The sequence below is a fragment of the Cronobacter sp. JZ38 genome, from assembly GCF_008932145.1.
Classification (GTDB): Bacteria; Pseudomonadota; Gammaproteobacteria; order Enterobacterales; family Enterobacteriaceae; genus Cronobacter; species Cronobacter muytjensii.
Window position 1 is genome coordinate 1,725,585 of sequence record NZ_CP017662.1, and the last position, 17,582, is coordinate 1,743,166.

The window sequence follows — 17,582 nt, forward strand, 5'->3', positions numbered from 1 at the left end:
GCCCTTTGGCCGCGAGCCGGGATTGTTAAGGGGGCGGCGGCGAGCCCCCTTAACACGTTCGCGTGAGTATACGTGACAGAGAGAATCTGCGTTGTGGCGAACGGAACAGGTCACCAGGCGTACATATTCCTGAGTTCCACGATTCACCCGTATTGAACAGGCAATGCCTTTTATTTGATGGCGGTGCTGATGGTGGGTGCGCTGCGCTTACCCACCCTACGAAACCACAAAAGCCACCGCCGATGCCGTATGTTTTCCCTTGCGGCTGCCCTTTGGCCGCGAGCCGGGATTGTTAAGGGGGCGGCGGCGAGCCCCCTTAACACGTTCGCGTGAGTATACGTGACAGAGAGAATCCGCGTTGTGGCGAACGGAACAGGTCACCAGGCGTACATATTCCTGAGTTCCACGATTCACCCGTATTGAACAGGCAATGCCTTTCATTTGACGGCGGTGCTGATGGTGGGTGCGCTGCGCTTACCCACCCTACGAAACCACAAAAGCCACCGCCGATGCCGTGTGTTTTCCCTTGCGGCTGCCCTTTGGCCGCGAGCCGGGATTGTTAAGGGGGCGGCGGCGAGCCCCCTTAACACGTTCGCGTGAGTAAACGTGACAGAAAGAATCCGCGTTGTGGCGAACGGAACAGGTCACCAGGCGTACATATTCCTGAGTTCCATGGTTCACCCGTATTGAACAGGCAATGCCTTTCATTTGATGGCGGTGCTGATGGTGGGTGCGCTGCGCTTACCCACCCTACAACGTTTCATACCGTTGCATCACTGGTAGGGCGGGTAAGCGTAGCGCACCCGCCGTCCCGCAAACCGCGATGCCATACATCCATTTATTTAAGCAGCGGACAATCCGGCGGCAGGCGGCAGTGCAGCGCCCCGGGCTTAATCACAATGCGGAAATGCTGGCCGCTCAGCGGTTCGCCGTCGAGGTTAAAGGTAATGTCGTGCGGGGCTGTTATTTCAAACCAGGCTGACGCGCCGTCGATAATATTCGGGCTGTCTTCCGGCTGCGTCAGCGTGGTAAAGAGCGCTGGCAGCAGCTCTTCACCGGTAAAAATGCGCAGTTGCAACAGCCCATCGTTAATCAGCGCCGCCGGACAAAGCTCCTGGCCGCCGCCCGCCTGACGCCCGTTACCGATGCCGATAACCAGCGCGTCGCCCTGCCAGTGAAAATTCTCACCGCGAATCTCGCAGCGGTCCGCTTTCAGAGCGTCCATACGCATCAGACCGTGGATCAGATACGACACGCCGCCAAGCGCCGCCTTCAGCCGCTCCGGCGTCTCGGTGGTAATGCGCGTGCCAAAACCGCCGGTAGCCATGTTAATAAACCAGGCTTTATCATTCACCTGCGCAATATCAATGGGCACCGCACGGCCTTCGATAGCCAGCTTCAGCGCCAGTTCGATATCGTCCGGCACGCCTGCGCTTGTCGCGAAATCATTGGCGGTGCCGAGCGGCAACAGGCCGAGCGCCGGACGTTTTTCCCCGGCGACCGACGCCAGCGCCGCCGCCACTTCGTTAATAGTGCCGTCGCCGCCTGCGGCAATCACCGTTTGCGCGCCCTGTTCGACGGCCTCACTGACATAGCGCCCCGCGTCGCCTTTCTCCCAGGTCACGCGCACATCCAGCGAGTGGCCCTGCTCGCGCAGCAGTTTTACGCTGCCGCGCAACACCTCATTATCAGCGCTTTTACCATTTAAAATCAGAAACGAACCTGGGGAACGGGACATGAATGCACTCCTGTGAATACGGATTCACTGAGTTTATCGCAGAGTCTGGCGCGTCGCTTAAGAACTGGCTGAAAGGACAAAAAAATAAGCCTGCGTAAGGGAGATTACGCAGGCTGAAGGAGGTGGTTCCTGGTACAACTGGCATTTATGGATTATGTTTTTCAGCGCCGGGGATAATAACCGCTTTAAACATAACGGTTTGTGATCCCATTCGAAGAAACATTCGCGCGATAAAAATAACCCTTATAAATTATTTGCTGTGTGGATTTCGGGTGGTCTGGCCAGAGAAATTGCGCATCAGTAGCGCATATTCCAGTGTTAAATCCTCCGGAACCGGCATCCAGACGGTGTATCCATCTCCCGGCGCCACGTCCATTTTCTCGCCTTTGGCATTTTCCATATGTTCCAGCGTAAAGCTGATATTGCCCTGCGGCGTCATCAGCTCCAGGCTATCGCCGAGAGAGAATTTATTTTTCACCGCCACGGCCGCCAGAGCCCCGTTGCGCTCGCCAGTAAATTCGCCGACAAACTGCTGACGATCCGATACCGAATAACCATATTCATAATTCTGATAGTCGTCATGGGTGTGACGACGCAGGAAGCCTTCGGTATAGCCGCGATGCGCCAGGCCTTCGAGCGTTTCCAGCAGGCTCGGGTCGAACGGTTTGCCTGCGGCGGCGTCGTCAATCGCGCGGCGATAGACCTGGGCTGTGCGCGCGCAGTAGTAGAACGACTTGGTACGCCCTTCGATTTTCAGCGAGTGAACGCCCATTTTCGTCAGCCGCTCGACGTGCTGAATGGCGCGCAGATCTTTGGAGTTCATGATGTAGGTGCCGTGCTCGTCTTCGAACGCGGTCATATACTCGCCAGGGCGCTGCGCCTCTTCAATCATAAAGACTTTGTCGGTCGGCGCGCCGATACCGAGCGTCGGCTCGACGGTTTGCACCGGGATCGGCTCATGGATATGGACGATATTGCCGATGCTGTCTTCTTTGCCTTCCTGAACGTTATATTCCCAGCGGCAGGCATTGGTGCAGGTGCCCTGGTTCGGATCGCGCTTGTTGATGTAGCCGGAAAGCAGGCAGCGGCCGGAGTAGGCCATGCAGAGCGCGCCATGCACGAAAATCTCCAGCTCCATTTCCGGCACCTGTTCGCGGATTTCGGCAATCTCTTCCAGCGACAGTTCGCGGGAGAGAATGACACGCGTCAGCCCCATCTGTTGCCAGAACTTCACCGTCGCCCAGTTGACGGCGTTAGCCTGCACCGAAAGATGGATATCCATCTGCGGGAAGTGCTCGCGCACCAGCATGATAAGACCCGGATCGGACATAATCAGCGCGTCCGGCCCCATGTCGACCACCGGTTTGAGGTCGCGAATAAAGGTTTTCAGCTTGGCGTTGTGCGGCGCGATATTCACCACCACGTAGAATTTTTTGCCAAGCGCGTGGGCTTCGTTAATGCCGATCTGCAAATTTTCGTGGTTGAATTCATTATTGCGCACGCGCAGCGAATAGCGCGGCTGACCGGCGTACACGGCGTCGGCGCCATAGGCGAAGGCGTAACGCATATTTTTCAGCGTTCCCGCCGGTGAAAGGAGTTCGGGTTTAAACATGATGGACTCGTTCTGATGTCAGGTCAGAGCCGCTTCAACATTGAAGCGGTGGGGGGCGCGTTTACCCCCACGTTAAGGGCGGGAATTGTAGCGCCAGCGGCGCAGGGGTGCAAACCGTTACGGGGCTTATGGGCGTGAGGCGGGTGCGCTGCGCTTACGCACCCTACGAAACTACGAAACCCAAGGCCAACGCCGTGTTTTTTCCCTTGCGGCTGCCCTTTGGCCGCGAGCCGGGATGGTTAAGGGGGCGGCGGCGAGCCCCCTTAACACGTTCGCGTGAGTAAACGTGACAGAGAGAATCCGCGCGCTGGCGAACGGAACAGGTCACCGGGCGTGCATATTCCAGGGCTCACCAATCCTGAACAGGCAATACCTTTCATTTGATGGCGGGTGCGCTTACGCTTACCCGCCCTACAAAAAACCGATTCACATTCTGTGTAGGGTGGGTAAGCGCACCCACCTCAGGAAAATTAAAAGCCAACGCCAATGCAGAGAGGGTCCCTTGCGGCTGCCCTTTGGCCGCGAGCCGGGATGGTTAAGGGGGCGGCGGCGAGCCCCCTTAACACGTTCGCGTGAGTAAACGTGACAGAGAGAATCCGCGCGCTGGCGAACGGAACAGGTCACCGGGCGTGCATATTCCAGGGCTCACCAATCCTGAACAGGCAATACCTTTCATTTGATGGCGGTGTTGATGGCGGGTGCACTTACGCTTACCCGCCCTACAAAAAACCGATTCACATTCTGTGTAGGGTGGGTAAGCGCACCCACCTCAGGAAAATTAAAAGCCAACGCCAATGCAGAGGGGGTCCCGTGCGGCTGCCCTTTGGCCGCGAGCCGGGATTGTTAAGGGGGCGGCGGCGAGCCCCCTTAACACGTTCGCGTGAATCAGGGTGACAGAGATAATCCGCGCGCTGGCGAACGGAACAGGTCACCGGGCGTGCATATTGCAGGGCCCAGCGTTTCACCCGTGCAGGTAATCTCTACACCACGCGTCCTGCATCCGCCTCCCAGCGGTAGCCCACGCCGTACACGGCGCGGATAAACGGCTGGTCATCATCGAGCGCTTCGAGCTTGCGGCGCAGGTTCTTGATATGGCTGTCGATGGTGCGGTCGGTCACCACGCGGTAGTCGTCATACAGATGATTGAGCAACTGCTCGCGGGAAAAGACCTTGCCCGGCTCGCTGGAGAGCGTTTTTAACAGGCGGAACTCGGCGGGGGTCAAATCGAGCGGCTTCTGCCGCCAGCTCGCCTGGAAACGGCCTTCATCGATAACCAGCGGGCTCTGGGCGTCCTGCGCCTGCAGGTCGCGCTGCGGCTTGCAGCGCCGCAGGATGGTTTTTACGCGCGCCACCACCTCGCGCGGGCTGAAGGGCTTGCAGATATAATCATCGGCGCCAATCTCCAGCCCCAGCAGGCGGTCTATCTCTTCAATTCTTGCTGTCACCATCACAATCGGCACTTCTGAAAAGCGGCGTATCTCGCGACACAGCGTCAGCCCGTCGGTGCCGGGCAGCATCAAATCCAGCAGAATCAAATCCGGCGGCGTCTGGCGCACATAGGGCAACACCTGGTCGCCGTGGTTAATCAGCGTCGGCGCATAGCTGGCCGCCCGCAGATAATCCACCAGCAGCGCGCCGAGTTTCGGCTCATCCTCAACAACCAGAATGCGTGGGGTTTTGTCGTTAATCGGTAACTCTGTCATACGTCTCCCGGAAGTACGGCATCAAGCGGCAAAGATACGGTAATGCTAACACCGCCTGACGATGAATGATCGGCGCTGATGGTGCCGCCATGCGCCGACACGATATTGGCGCAGATGGCGAGGCCCAGGCCGGAACCGCCGCTGGCGCGGTTGCGCGAGCCCTCGGCACGGTAAAAACGCTCAAACAGTTTCGCGAGCTGCTCGTCGCTCACGCCCGGCGCGCTGTCGCTAAAACGCAGCACAAACCGCGCCGCCTGGCATTCGCCCTGAATCAGCAGGCCGCCGCCTGCGTCTGTATAGCGCAGGCTGTTTTCCAGCAGATTATTAAACAGCTGCATCAGCCGGTCCCGGTCGCCAAACAGCGTGACGCTCTCAGGCATAGAGAGATTCAGCGTCAGTCCGCGCGCGGCGAAGCGCTCGCGGAACGCGCCGGCGGCCACCTCAATGAGTGTCACTATCTCCAGCGGTTTTTTCTGGTAGGCGAGCGCGCCCTCGTCGGAGAGCGAAAGCTGATGTAAATCGTCCACCAGTTTGGTCAGCGTGCCCACTTCCGCCTGTAACGAGGCGACGGATTCCGGCGTAAACTGGCGCACGCCGTCCTGAATCGCCTCCAGCTCGCCGCGCAGCACAGCAAGCGGCGTGCGCAGTTCATGAGAAATATCCGCCATAAAGGCCTGACGCATCTGCTGGTTTTTCTCAAGCGTGCTGGCAAGCTGGTTGAAATCCTGCGCGAGACGGCCCAGCTCATCCTGGCCGGTGGCGACGACGCGGGTTGTGAAATCGCCCGCCGCGAGTCGGTGCGTGCCTTCCACCAGCCGTTTTACCGGCGCCAGCAGGCCGCGCGCCAGCAGCAACGTGGCCGCCGCCGCGAGCAATGTCGAGAGCGCGACGATAAGCCAGCTGGTGCGTCGCTGCTGTTTATCGAAATTAATATCGGTGCTGCGCGTCAGGCGCTCCACCGGCGAGGCGATGACCCAGCCGACACGCTTGCCATCAACGACAATCGCCCGCCGCGCGCCGTCCTGCGGCACCGGCGAGCGCGGGCCGACCAGCACATTCTGATCGGCGTCCACCACCCAGAACTGCGTGCGCCAGCCGTGCGGCGGCATATGGGGCGGCGGCCCTCTGTCCGGCGGCGGCGGGCCATCGTGCGCGTTCTCTCGCTCGAAAGAGCGTAAAATCTGGAACACCACGCGATCGTTATGGCGCAGGAATCCCCAGTCGCCGTGCTGCTGATACTGATCGCTCAGCGCGTCGCTTAGCAGCGCCAGCCGCTGTTCGTTGCCGTGTTTGATGTAGTCGATAAAGCCGCGCTCAAAGCTAAAGCGCACCGCCCAGTGCATCGTAATTAACAGCAGAATGCAGGTGGCGAAAATGGCCAGAAACAGCTTGCCCATAATGCCGGGCCGCCAGAACCTCATGAAGCTCTCCTTTTGCGCCGCGCGATCACGGCATTTTTACTGGTATCGTTCGGAACGCGGGCAAAGACGAGCGCTGGCACGGCGATAATCACCGCCATCCACAGGTACGTCCAGAAGAAGATCCCGTGCGCGTCGCTGCTGTCGGCGGCCAGATGGTTATGGCCAAACGCGCCAAGCAGCAGGCCTGCGAGGGTTACGCCGAGACTCATGGAGAGCTGCATTACCATCGAGAGCATACTGTTGCCGCCGCTCGCCATCTCATCCGGCAGGTCGCGCAGCGTCAGCGTGTTCATCGCCGAGAAACGCACCGAGTTGACCATCCCCTGAAAAAGCAGGACTACCGGCAGCAGCCAGTACCAGCCCGCCAGCGCCACGCCCATAAACAGCAGGCTCGCCAGCGCCAGGCCAAGCGTGGAAGCCACCAGCACGCGGCGATAACCAAAGCGATTGACCACCTGCACCACGATACGCTTCATCCCCATGCTGCCAAGCACCATCGGGATCATCATCAGCCCGGCGTGAAACGGCGAAAAGCCGAGGCCAATCTGTAAAAAAACCGGCGTCATAAACGGCAGCATTCCGCTGCCGATGCGCCCGCATAAACTCCCGAGCAGCCCGAGCGAAAAGGTGCGGGTCTCGAAAAGCCGCAGGCTGAACAGCGCCCGCTCGTTGCCGCGCGCATGCCACAGATAGAGCAACACCGCCGCGCTGCCGCCCGCCACCAGCGCGCCGAGCCCGGCGGCGGAAAGGCCCGTGCTCTTGTAGCCGTCGAGCGCTATCGTCAGCGCCGCCATGCCGAAGGCGAGCAGCAGAAAACCGGAGAAATCGAAACGCCGGGTCTGCATGGTGTAATTCGGCATCAGCCAGAGCGTCGCGGCGGCACCCGCGATGCCGACCGGCAGGTTAATGAGAAAGATCCAGTGCCACGAGGCGTACTCCACCAGCAGCCCGCCAAGCGCCGGGCCGAGCAGCGGCCCCACCTGGCCGGGGAGCGTGACAAACGTCATCGCGGCCATGTATTGTTCGCGCGGAACAATTTTCATCACCGTTAATCTGCCGACCGGCACCATCATCGCGCCGCCGACGCCCTGCAACACCCGCGACGCCACCAGCTCGTTGAGCGTTGACGACCAGGCGCAAAACAGCGAGCCGAGCGTAAACAGCACAATGGCGCAGAAGAAGATATTGCGCACCCCGACGCGATCCGCCAGCCAGCCGCTCGCGGGCAGCATCACCGCCACCGTCAGCACGTAGGAGACGATGACCATATGCATCCGCAGCGGGCTCTCCCCGAGACTTACGGCCATAGAGGGGAGGGCGGTGTTGACGATGGTGGTGTCCAGCGCCTGCATAAAAAAGCCAAAGGCGACAATCCACAATTGCCAGCGCACGTTCTGGGGCAGGTCGGTCATAGGCTATTCGCTCGCGGTCAGGGTGTCCTCAGGTTTCGCCCGGCGGGTAAAGCGCAGGCGCAGTCGGTCGAAGAAGAGGTAGACCACCGGCGTGGTATAGAGCGTCAGCAGCTGGCTCATGACCAGCCCGCCGACGATGGTAATGCCGAGCGGCTGGCGCAGCTCCGCACCGTCGCCACTCGCTATCATCAGCGGCAGCGCGCCGAACAGGGCCGCCAGCGTCGTCATCATGATCGGACGAAAACGCAGCAGGCAGGCCTGAAAAATCGCCTCGCGGGCGTTGAGCTCGCCGCTGCGCTGGGCATCCAGCGCGAAGTCCACCATCATTATCGCGTTCTTCTTCACGATACCAATCAATAGCATAATACCGATAAGCGCGATGAGGCTAAACGGGGCGTCGAACGCTTCCAGCGCCAGTAATGCCCCGACGCCCGCCGACGGCAGCGTGGAAAGGATAGTCAGCGGATGCACGTAACTCTCATACAGCATACCCAGCACGATATAGACCGTGGCGATGGCGGCCAGGATCAGGATCACCTGCGAATTCATGGTGTCCTGGAACACCTGCGCCGTGCCCGCAAAGCTGCCGCGCACCGACGACGGCACGCCGAGGGAGGTCATGGTGCGGGTGATGGCGTCGCTCGCCTCGGAGAGCGAGACGCCGGTCGGCAGGTTAAACGCGATGGTCGACGCCGCCGACAGCCCCTGATGGTTCACCGACAGCGGCGCGTTGGCAGGCCGCCATTTGGCGAACCAGGAGAGCGGAATCGGCTTGCCCTCGCTGTTCATCACAAACATCTGATTCAGCGCGCTGATGTCCTGGGTGTAACGCGGGTCCACCTCCATCACCACTTTGTACTGGTTCAGCGGCTGGTAGATGGTCGAAATCTGGCGCTGGCCGAACGCGTTATTCAGCAGGCTGTTGGCGTCCTGAACGCTGATCCCTAAGCGCGCCATCGATTCGCGATCGTAAACCAGGCTCATCTCCGCGCCGTTATCCTGCTGGTCAGAGTTCACATCGGCGAGCTGCGGCAGCGCGGACAGCGCCTGGCGGATTTTCGGCTCCCATTCGCGCAGCGCCGCGAGATCGTCTGACAGCAGCGTATACTGGTAGCTGGCGTTCGACTGGCGCCCGCCGACGCGGATATCCTGCACCGCCATTAAAAACAGGCTCGCGCCAGGCTCTTTCGCGAGCTTTTTACGCAGCCGGTCGATAACCTGCTGGGCGCTTTCCGTGCGCTCGCCAAGCGGTTTGAGCGAGATAAACATCATGCCGCTGTTAACCCGGGAACCGCCGGTAAAGCCGGTGACGTTATCCACCGCCGGGTCGTCGCGGATGATTTTCATGAAATCCTGCAATTTGCCGCGCATCGCCTGGAAAGAGATGCTCTGGTCAGCCTGAATGCCGCCCATCAGCCGTCCGGTATCCTGTTCAGGGAAAAAGGTTTTCGGGATGGAAATATAGAGCCAGACGTTCAGCGCGATGGTGGCGATAAGCACCACGCCCACCAGCCGCGCGTGGTTCAGCACCCAGCCGAGCGAGCGGGCGTAACCTCCCTGGAGCGCCAGCAGCAGCCGGTTGACGCCGGTGCGGCGGCGCGTCTCCTTCGGCGCGCGGGCTTTCAGCAGCCAGCCGCACATCATCGGCGTGAGCGTGAGCGACACCACCAGCGAAATGCCGATAGCCACCGACAGCGTCACCGCGAACTCGCGGAACAGCCGCCCCGGCAGCCCGCCCATCAGCAGCAGCGGCAGGAACACCGCCACCAGCGACAGGCTCATGGAGAGCACGGTAAAGCCCACTTCGCGCACCCCTTGTAGCGCCGCCTGAAGCGGTTTCATTCCGGCTTCCAGATGCCGCGAGATATTCTCCAGCACCACGATGGCGTCATCCACCACAAAGCCGGTAGCGATAGTCAGCGCCATCAGCGAGAGGTTATTAAGGCTAAAACCGCACAGGTACATGGCGGCGAAGGTGCCAATAAGCGATACCGGCACCGCGACGGCCGGGATAAACGTCGCGCGACCGGAGCGCAGGAACAGAAAGACCACCAGGATGACCAGCGCGACGGAAATCACCAGCGACTGCTCCACCTCTTCAAGCGACGCGCGAATAGTAGGAGAGCGATCCTGCGCTATCTGCATATCAATGGCGGCGGGGATGGTCTGGCGCAGCGCCGGCAACGCGTCGCGGATGCGGTCCACGGTGTCGATAATGTTCGCTTCCGGCAGTTTGCGGATCATCAACAGGATCGCCGGTTTGGCGTTGGTCATGCCCGCGTTGCGCACGTCCTGCACCGAATCGGTGACCGTCGCCACATCGCTTAACGGCACCGCCGCGCCGTTGTTGTAGTGAATGATGAGCGGCTTATATTCCGCCGCGGTTTTCAGCTCGTCATTCGTCTGCAATTGCCAGCGGCGCTGCGCGCCTTCAATCGCGCCCTGCGGGCGGCGCACGTTGGCGTTGCTGATGGCGCTGCGCACGGCGTCCAGCGACACGCCCTGGTTAAACAGCGCCTGCGGGTTAAGCGCCACGCGCACGGCGGGCAGCGAGCTGCCGCCCACATCGACATCGCCCACGCCGTCGATTTGCGCGATAGTCTGGGCAAGCTGCGTCGAGGCGTAGTCGTAAAGCTCGCCCTGAGAGTAAGTCTCTGACGTGAGCGTCAGGATCATAATTGGCGCGTCGGAGGGGTTCGCCTTGCGGTAGGTCGGGCGCGAAGGCATGCCGCTTGGCAGCAGGCTTTGCGCGGCGTTGATCGCCGCCTGGACGTCGCGCGCCGCGCCGTTGATATCGCGGTCGAAGTTAAATTCCAGAATGATGCGCGTGCTGCCAAGCGAACTCGACGAGGTCATCTCGTTGACGCCCGCGATGCGCCCGAGCGAGCGCTCAAGCGGCGTGGCCACCGACGAGGCCATGGTTTCTGGCGATGCGCCGGGCAGCGACGCGCTGACCATAATCACCGGGAAATCGACCTGCGGCAGCGGGGCCACCGGTAGCAGGCGGAAGCCCAGCACGCCGCAGAGCGTCACGGCGACCGAGAGCAGAATGGTCGCCACCGGGCGGTAGATAAAGAGCGCGTAAAACTTCACTTACGCCTCCTCTTCTCGCCGGGGAAAACGACGGCGTACGGCATGGCCCAGACGGTCGAACAACAGATAAATCACCGGCGTGGTAAAGAGCGTCAGCACCTGGCTTACCAGCAGGCCGCCGACCATGCCGATGCCGAGCGGGCGCCTGAGCTCCGCCCCGACGCCGGTGCTTAACATCAGCGGCAGCGCGCCGAGCAGCGCGGCGAGCGTCGTCATCAGGATTGGCCGAAAGCGCAGCAGGCAGGCCTGATAAATCGCCTCGCGCGGCGACATGCCCTGTTCGCGCTCGGCGGCCAGCGCAAAGTCGATCATCATGATGGCGTTCTTTTTGACGATGCCTATCAGCAAAATGATGCCGATGATGGCGATAACGTCCAGCTCCGCGCCTGCAATCAGCAGCGCCAGCAGCGCCCCGACGCCTGCGGTCGGCAGCGTCGAAAGGATCGTTATCGGGTGAATAAAGCTCTCATAGAGCACGCCCAGCACGATATACATCGCCACGACCGACGCCACAATCAGCCAGACGGTACTGCCGAGCGCCGCCTGGAAGGCGAGGGTGCTGCCCTGGAACTGTGTCGTAATCTCCGCCGGGAAGGCGAGATCCGCCTCTGCCTGGGTGATGGCCTCCACCGCGTCGCCCAGTGAATACCCCTCCGGCACGTTGAACGACAGCGTCGTGGACGGGAACTGATCGAGATGATTAATCGTGAGCGGCCCGAAGCGCTGTTCCACGTTGGCAATCGCGCTAAGCGGCACCATGCCGCCTTCGCTGCTGGTAAGGCGAATGCCGTCCAGCGCGTTGAGGCCCGGCGTCGCGGCGGTATCGTGTTCCAGCACCACGCGGTACTGGTTGGCCTGGGTGTAAATCGTTGAGATAAGCCGCTGACCAAAGGCGTTATAAAGCGCATTATCGACATCGTTCATGCTGATACCCAGCCGGCTGGCGCTGGCCCGATCCACATTGACGAAGGCCACCAGCCCTTTATCCTGCCAGTCGCTGCTGACATCCGCGAGCTGCGGCAGCGTTTTCAGTCTCTCTGTCAGTTTCGGCACCCAGGTGCTGAGCGCCTCCAGCGAATTAGCCTGCAACGTAAACTGGTACTGCGTGCGGCTCACCTGGGTATCGATGGTCAGATCCTGGATGGGTTGCAGGTAGAGCGTCGCGCCCGGCACGCTGGCGGCGGCCTCCTGGAGACGCGCAATCACCGTCTGCACGCGATCGTCACGTTTCTCCAGCGGCTTTAAATTGATTTGCAGCCGCGCGCTGTTGAGCGAGGGGTTGGTGCCGTCGACGCCGACGAATGACGTCATGCTCTCGACGGCCGGATCTTTAAGGATGACGTCCGCCACCGCGCGCTGGCGTTCGGCCATACTCGCGAACGAAACCGACTGCGGCGCCTGGAGCGTGCCCTGAATAATGCCGTTATCCTGCACCGGGAAAAAGCCTTTGGGGATGACAATCCACAGCAGCACCGTCAGCGCCAGCGTGCCGAAGGCGACGCCGAGCGTCAGCCACGGGTGGTTCAGCACCCGCTGAAGTAACTGGCCGTAGCGGCCAATCACGCGGTTAATCACGCGCTCCGAGGCGCGCGAAAAGCGGTTTTGTTTACGCAGCGATTCGTGGCTTAACATCCGCGCGCACATCATCGGCGTCAGCGTCAGCGACACCACGGCGGAAATTAAAATCGCCACCGCCAGCGTCACGGCGAATTCGCGGAACAGACGGCCCACGATATCGCCCATAAACAGCAGCGGGATCAGCACCGCAATCAGTGAGAAGGTGAGCGAGATAATCGTAAAGCCGATTTCGCCCGCGCCCTTGAGCGCCGCGGCCAGCGGCTTTTCGCCTTTTTCGATATAGCGCGAGATATTCTCAATCACCACGATAGCGTCATCCACCACAAAGCCCGTGGCGATGGTCAGCGCCATCAGCGTCAGGTTATTGATGGAGAAATCGAGAAACACCATCGCCGCGAAAGTGCCGACCAGCGAGAGCGGCACCGCCACCGCCGGAATAAGGGTCGCCGGTACGTTGCGCAGAAACAGATAGATAATCATCACCACCAGCGCTATCGCCAGCATCAGCTCAAACTGCGTGTCATTGACCGAGGCGCTGATGTTCGTGGTGCGGTCGGTCAGCACCTTCACCTGCACCGATTTCGGCAGGCTTTCGGTGAGCTGCGGCAGCAGTTTCTGGATGGTTTCAGCGGTAGTAATGATATTTGCGCCCGGCTGGCGCTGTACGTTCATCACAATCGCGGGCTGTTTATTGGCCCAGGCGCCGAGCCAGGCGTTTTCCGCCCCTTGCTCAACGGTCGCCACATCGCCAAGCCGTACCGGCGCGCCGTTCTGGTAGGCGATAATCAGGTTGCGGTACTCGTCGGCGGATTTCATCTGGTCGTTGGCGGAGAGCGTCACGGCGCGTTCGGGGCCGTCGAAACTGCCCTTCGCCGAATTGACGTTCGCGCCCGTGATAGCGGTGCGCACCGTTTCGCTGTTAAGACCCAGAGACGCCAGCGCCTGCGCGTTAAGCTTTACCCGTACCGCTGGCCGCTGGCCGCCGGAGAGCGTCACCAGCCCGACGCCGGTCACCTGCGAGATACGCTGCGCAACGCGGGTTTCCACCATATCTTCCACCTGCGTCATCGGCAGGGCCGAGGAGGTGACCGCAAGCGTCATGATGGGCGGGTCCGCCGGGTTGACTTTGCTGTAGACCGGCGGGTTAGGAAGATCGTCCGGTAACAGGTTTGTCGCGGCGTTGATGGCCGCCTGCACTTCCTGCTCCGCAACATCGAGCGGCAGCGTCAGTTGAAACTGTAGCGTGACGACCGAAGCGCCGCCCGCGCTCTGCGAGGCCATCTGTTTCAGGCCGGACATCTGGCCGAACTGGCGCTCCAGCGGCGCGGTAATCGCGGAGGTCACCACATCCGGGCTGGCGCCAGGGTAGAGCGTCACCACCTGGATAGTCGGGTAATCCACCTCAGGCAGCGCGGAGACCGGCAGAAAACGGTAGCCGATTATCCCGGCCAGGAGTATCGCCACCATTAACAGCGTGGTGGCGACGGGGCGCAGAATAAACAGGCGGGACGGGCCGCCCGTAGCACTCGGAGGTAACACCTGCATCAGGAACGCGCTCCTTTGGCCGCGCGGGCGCTGTCGGTGGACGTGCGTTCGCCGCGCGCGGGTTTGGCGTTATCCGTCGCGGTTTGCGCGGCCACCACTTCCACTTTTGCGCCTTCAGTCAGGCGGTCGATACCGTCTGTCACCACGCGATCGCCTGCTGAGAGACCTGCGGCGATCACCACGCTTTCGCTGTTCTGAATACCGGTGGTGACGGTGTGTTTGCTCACTTTATTTTCGTCATTCAGCACCCACACGAAATGACCTTCGTTGCCCATTTGCAGCGCGGCGGTGGGGATCACCACCGCGTTCTGCTGGGTGTCTATCAGCATCCGGGCGTTGACGAACTGGTTTGGAAACAGCGCGTCGTCCTCATTAGCAAAACGCGCTTTAAGCTTGATGGTGCCGGTCGTGGCGTCAATCTGGTTATCGAGGCTCAGCAGTTCGCCGGTGCTGAGTTTCGTGCTGTTGGTGCGATCCCAGGCTTCTACCGACAGGGTTTTTCCCGCTTTCTGCGCCTGCATCACGGCGGCGATATCGCTCTCCGGCAGGGTAAACACCAAATCTATCGGGTGCGTCTGGGTCAGCACCACGAGGCCCGTAGTGTCGCCGCTGGAGATCTGGTTGCCGATATCGACCTGTTTTAAGCCAACGCGACCATCAATGGGCGCAGTGATACGGCTCCAGTCAAGCTGTAACTGCGCGCTTGCGACCGCAGCTTCGTCGGCCTTCAGCGTGCCCTCGGTTTCACTGACCAGCGCCTGCTGGGCGTCGAGCTCCTGGCGCGACACCAGGTTCGTTTTACCAAGCTGCTGGTAGCGCGCCAGATCGCGTCGGGCATTGGCAAGCGTGGCGCGGTCTTTGGCGAGTTGCCCCTGCGCCTGGGCGAGCGCGACCTTAAACTGGCTCGGATCGATTTCCGCGAGCAGATCGCCCGCTTTCACCTGCTGACCTTCTTTAAAATGAATAGCCATCAGTTGCCCATCCACCCGGCTGCGCACCGTGACGGTGTTTGCGGCGGTGATAGTGCCAAGGCCCGTGAGGTAGCGCGGCACCGCTTCGCTGCGGGCGGTCGCAGCCTGTACCGGTGCGGGCGCGCCGCCTGCGCGCATCCCGGCGCGTCCATGCGAGGCTTTACCTGCCGGAGCGTCGGTATCGGCGCTACGCCAGTAAAGGAGAGCGGCAAGGGCCGCGACAATAACACCGGCGATAATCCACCCGCGTTTTTTAAACGTGCTTTTCATAAGCGGTACGTCTTCTTTTCCTGAAACGATTAGGCGTAATGATACAAGTTTAGTGAGCCTTCACCGCAGAAAGATGGAGGAAATATGAAACACCGTTTAGAACTGTCTGAATCGCTCAGGGTTTACGAGACGTCTCGCAGAGGCGTAATCCTTTTCTGACTAAGCCTCAAAGCCCTTATTAAAGTATGGTTTTGTGCTCGGATATAAACTATAGTTTATGAGGGATGGGTATGACATGGACGGTGATTTTTACCCCGCATTTTTATGAGTGGTATCAACAACAGCCCGAAGGATTACAGGATCGTATCGCCGCGCTGTTATGGAATTTACGCCACAGCGGCCCGTTGGTTGGGCGTCCGCTGGTGGACACGATAAAAGGCTCGCGGATCGCCAATCTTAAAGAGCTGCGCGTTCAGTATGGCGGTTCGCCGTGGCGGGTATTTTTTGCCTTCGATCCAACCCGTCAGGCTGTGGTGCTGTGTGCAGGCAACAAGCGCGGTCACAAAGATTTTTATAAAACCTTAATCACGCAGGCGGAGACGGCGTTCTTCCAGCATCTGCAAAAAATAATGGAGAGTAAAAATGAAAACGATTGATGATGTGATGGCGGAGTTTCCGCCAGAGCGGCAAGCTGAGATCCTGCGCATGGCTGATGAAATCGCCCTTGAACACGGGCTGCCGCGCCTTCGCGAAGAAAGGGCGTTCTCGCAGCAGCGGCTGGCGGAGATAATGGGCGTTACGCAGCCCGCTATCGCCGCCATCGAACAGCGCGGAAAGGAGATCAAACTGCTGACGCTCAAGCGCTATGTCGAAGCGCTGGGCGGGAAGCTGTCCCTGCTGGTTGAGCTGCCCGAAGGCAGCAAAGTCATTCCTGTTTAACGCGGTTACGCAAACACCACCTGCGCCCAGCGCGCAAGACCGGCGGTGACCGAGCCGAAATCGTCGCCGCCCTGAACCGGGATGCCCGGCAACTGCGTTTGCAGCGCCTCGCGGATAAGCGGCGAACGCGCGCTGCCGCCGGTGAGGTAAATCACATCCGGGCGTTCGTTGCTGGCTTCCAGCGCCAGCGTCACCTGTTCCAGAATGCGCTGTAGCGGCGGGTTCAGCGCGAGCGCCAGCGCCTGCTGCGTAATATCGTTGCTAAGATCGCCTTCGATAAACGGCAGCGCGGTCCGGCATTCCGTGGCCTGCGAAAGCGCGATTTTGCTCTCTTCCGCCGCCCGCACCAGCCGGTAGCTGAGACGCTGACGCCAGACCTTCTGCAACAGCGCCACCTTGTGCGGCTCGCGGGCGTCGCGCACTAAGTCCGCCAGCAGACGACCGCATGCGGCGCTGTAAAAGTCGCTCTGCGCCGGCACATCGTTGATAGCGCACGCGTTCCACCACGGCAGCACTGGCAGCGACGTGCCTTTTACCGTTTCGCCGCCCATGCCGAGCAGCGGCATCAGTTGTTTAAACGCCAGCGCAATATCCAGATCGTTGCCGCCCACGCGGCAACCGCTGTGGCCAAGCAGGCTCTGATCCCGGTCGCGGCGCGCGCGCCACTGCGGGCCCATCAGCAGCAGCGAGCAGTCCGTGGTGCCGCCGCCGATATCCACCACCAGCACACGCTGTTCCTGGCTGAGCGTGGCTTCAAAATCGAGCCCGGCCGCGACCGGCTCATACTGAAATACCACATCGCGAAAACCGGCGCGGTGCGCCGCGCGTTCCAGAATACCCTGCGCCTGCTGGTTAGCGTCATCGCCGCCGAGCCCCTGGAAGTTAATCGGGCGACCAATCACCGCCTGGTCTATCTCCGCGTCCGCCTGTACCTGCGCCGTTTTGCGAATATGCACCATCATCGCGCAGACCAGATCTTCAAACAGCGCAACCTGCTGCGGCTTCAGGCCGCTGGCGCCGAGAAACGATTTCGGCGACTTCACGAACCAGACCTCTTCCGGGTCGTCCATATACTGGCGCAGCGCGCTCAGGCCGAACTGCACGCTGGCGGGCGTGACGTCGATGCTCTCTTCGCGGTTATAGCTGACCGCGCGGCGCAGCAGCGCCTGCGTCTCTGCGCCGCTCGCCTCGACATTCTGATGGCGGTAAAGCCATTCGCTCACCGCCTCGCGCACCGGCGCGCCAATCATTGACGGCAGCAGCGTTGAGCCTTGCTCAAGCGGCAGCATCTGCGGCGCGCCGTCGCGCATAACGGCGACCGAACAGTTCGCGGTGCCGTAGTCAAAACCGATAAACATTC

The 17,582-nt window shown here is 60.7% G+C and carries 11 protein-coding genes; 2 read left to right on the forward strand and 9 right to left on the reverse strand.

All coding sequences use genetic code 11. The features are described 5' to 3' along the window. Positions 1 to 838 precede the first annotated feature (838 nt). The 8 genes from yegS to BJP61_RS08165 form a co-directional block, all read right to left on the reverse strand. The gene (gene yegS, locus BJP61_RS08130; RefSeq protein WP_075192383.1) at positions 839 to 1,738 is read right to left on the reverse strand and encodes a lipid kinase YegS; all 900 of its coding nucleotides are present in this window, start codon (positions 1,736 to 1,738) and stop codon (positions 839 to 841) included. A 250-nt stretch (positions 1,739 to 1,988) separates the two neighbouring features. Beyond that, positions 1,989 to 3,350, reverse strand: coding sequence for a tRNA 5-hydroxyuridine modification protein YegQ (yegQ, locus tag BJP61_RS08135; protein ID WP_171998118.1), 1,362 nt, complete (start codon positions 3,348 to 3,350; stop codon positions 1,989 to 1,991). Between the two features lie 980 nt (positions 3,351 to 4,330). Then, positions 4,331 to 5,053, reverse strand: coding sequence for a two-component system response regulator BaeR (gene baeR, locus BJP61_RS08140; protein ID WP_075192385.1), 723 nt, complete (start codon positions 5,051 to 5,053; stop codon positions 4,331 to 4,333). Beyond that, the gene (gene baeS, locus BJP61_RS08145) at positions 5,050 to 6,474 is read right to left on the reverse strand and encodes a two-component system sensor histidine kinase BaeS (protein ID WP_053531558.1); all 1,425 of its coding nucleotides are present in this window, start codon (positions 6,472 to 6,474) and stop codon (positions 5,050 to 5,052) included. The genes baeR and baeS overlap by 4 nt, the downstream gene beginning before the upstream one ends. Beyond that, on the reverse strand, positions 6,471 to 7,886 hold the full coding sequence (locus tag BJP61_RS08150) for an MFS transporter (RefSeq protein ID WP_075192387.1): 1,416 nt from the start codon (positions 7,884 to 7,886) through the stop codon (positions 6,471 to 6,473). The genes baeS and BJP61_RS08150 overlap by 4 nt, the downstream gene beginning before the upstream one ends. 3 nt (positions 7,887 to 7,889) lie before the next feature. Then, positions 7,890 to 10,979 carry a multidrug efflux RND transporter permease subunit MdtC gene (gene mdtC / locus BJP61_RS08155; protein ID WP_171998119.1) on the reverse strand — a complete coding sequence of 1,030 codons (3,090 nt, stop codon included), beginning with the start codon at positions 10,977 to 10,979 and terminating at the stop codon, positions 7,890 to 7,892. Continuing rightward, positions 10,980 to 14,102: an MdtB/MuxB family multidrug efflux RND transporter permease subunit gene (locus BJP61_RS08160; RefSeq protein ID WP_171998120.1), complete on the reverse strand. Its 3,123-nt coding sequence runs from the start codon at positions 14,100 to 14,102 to the stop codon at positions 10,980 to 10,982. Next, the gene (locus tag BJP61_RS08165; RefSeq protein ID WP_171998121.1) at positions 14,102 to 15,343 is read right to left on the reverse strand and encodes an MdtA/MuxA family multidrug efflux RND transporter periplasmic adaptor subunit; all 1,242 of its coding nucleotides are present in this window, start codon (positions 15,341 to 15,343) and stop codon (positions 14,102 to 14,104) included. Before BJP61_RS08165 ends, BJP61_RS08160 begins: the two co-directional genes overlap by 1 nt. A gap of 230 nt (positions 15,344 to 15,573) precedes the next feature. On the opposite strand from BJP61_RS08165, the gene BJP61_RS08170 reads away from it, so the two are divergent. Together BJP61_RS08170 and BJP61_RS08175 are read left to right on the forward strand one after the other, a co-directional pair. After that, positions 15,574 to 15,939 (forward strand): type II toxin-antitoxin system RelE/ParE family toxin, encoded by a 366-nt coding sequence (locus BJP61_RS08170; protein ID WP_038861909.1) that lies wholly within the window; start codon positions 15,574 to 15,576, stop codon positions 15,937 to 15,939. After that, complete coding sequence (locus BJP61_RS08175; protein ID WP_038861911.1) at positions 15,926 to 16,222, forward strand: helix-turn-helix domain-containing protein; 297 nt, start codon at positions 15,926 to 15,928, stop codon at positions 16,220 to 16,222. The genes BJP61_RS08170 and BJP61_RS08175 overlap by 14 nt, the downstream gene beginning before the upstream one ends. 5 nt (positions 16,223 to 16,227) lie before the next feature. Here the strand turns inward: BJP61_RS08175 and yegD are convergent, their stop codons facing one another. Beyond that, positions 16,228 to 17,580: a molecular chaperone gene (yegD, locus tag BJP61_RS08180; RefSeq protein WP_038861914.1), complete on the reverse strand. Its 1,353-nt coding sequence runs from the start codon at positions 17,578 to 17,580 to the stop codon at positions 16,228 to 16,230. Positions 17,581 to 17,582: the final 2 nt, after the last annotated feature.

Excerpts from the sequence above, each read along its gene's own strand:
- baeR (WP_075192385.1), bottom strand. The coding sequence starts at position 5,053 with ATGACAGAGTTACCGATTAACGACAAAACCCCACGCATTCTGGTTGTT.
- BJP61_RS08165 (WP_171998121.1), bottom strand. The coding sequence starts at position 15,343 with ATGAAAAGCACGTTTAAAAAACGCGGGTGGATTATCGCCGGTGTTATT.
- BJP61_RS08150 (WP_075192387.1), bottom strand. The coding sequence starts at position 7,886 with ATGACCGACCTGCCCCAGAACGTGCGCTGGCAATTGTGGATTGTCGCC.
- yegQ (WP_171998118.1), bottom strand. The coding sequence starts at position 3,350 with ATGTTTAAACCCGAACTCCTTTCACCGGCGGGAACGCTGAAAAATATG.
- BJP61_RS08175 (WP_038861911.1), top strand. The coding sequence starts at position 15,926 with ATGAAAACGATTGATGATGTGATGGCGGAGTTTCCGCCAGAGCGGCAA.
- yegS (WP_075192383.1), bottom strand. The coding sequence starts at position 1,738 with ATGTCCCGTTCCCCAGGTTCGTTTCTGATTTTAAATGGTAAAAGCGCT.
- yegD (WP_038861914.1), bottom strand. The coding sequence starts at position 17,580 with ATGTTTATCGGTTTTGACTACGGCACCGCGAACTGTTCGGTCGCCGTT.
- baeS (WP_053531558.1), bottom strand. The coding sequence starts at position 6,474 with ATGAGGTTCTGGCGGCCCGGCATTATGGGCAAGCTGTTTCTGGCCATT.
- BJP61_RS08160 (WP_171998120.1), bottom strand. The coding sequence starts at position 14,102 with ATGCAGGTGTTACCTCCGAGTGCTACGGGCGGCCCGTCCCGCCTGTTT.
- BJP61_RS08170 (WP_038861909.1), top strand. The coding sequence starts at position 15,574 with ATGACATGGACGGTGATTTTTACCCCGCATTTTTATGAGTGGTATCAA.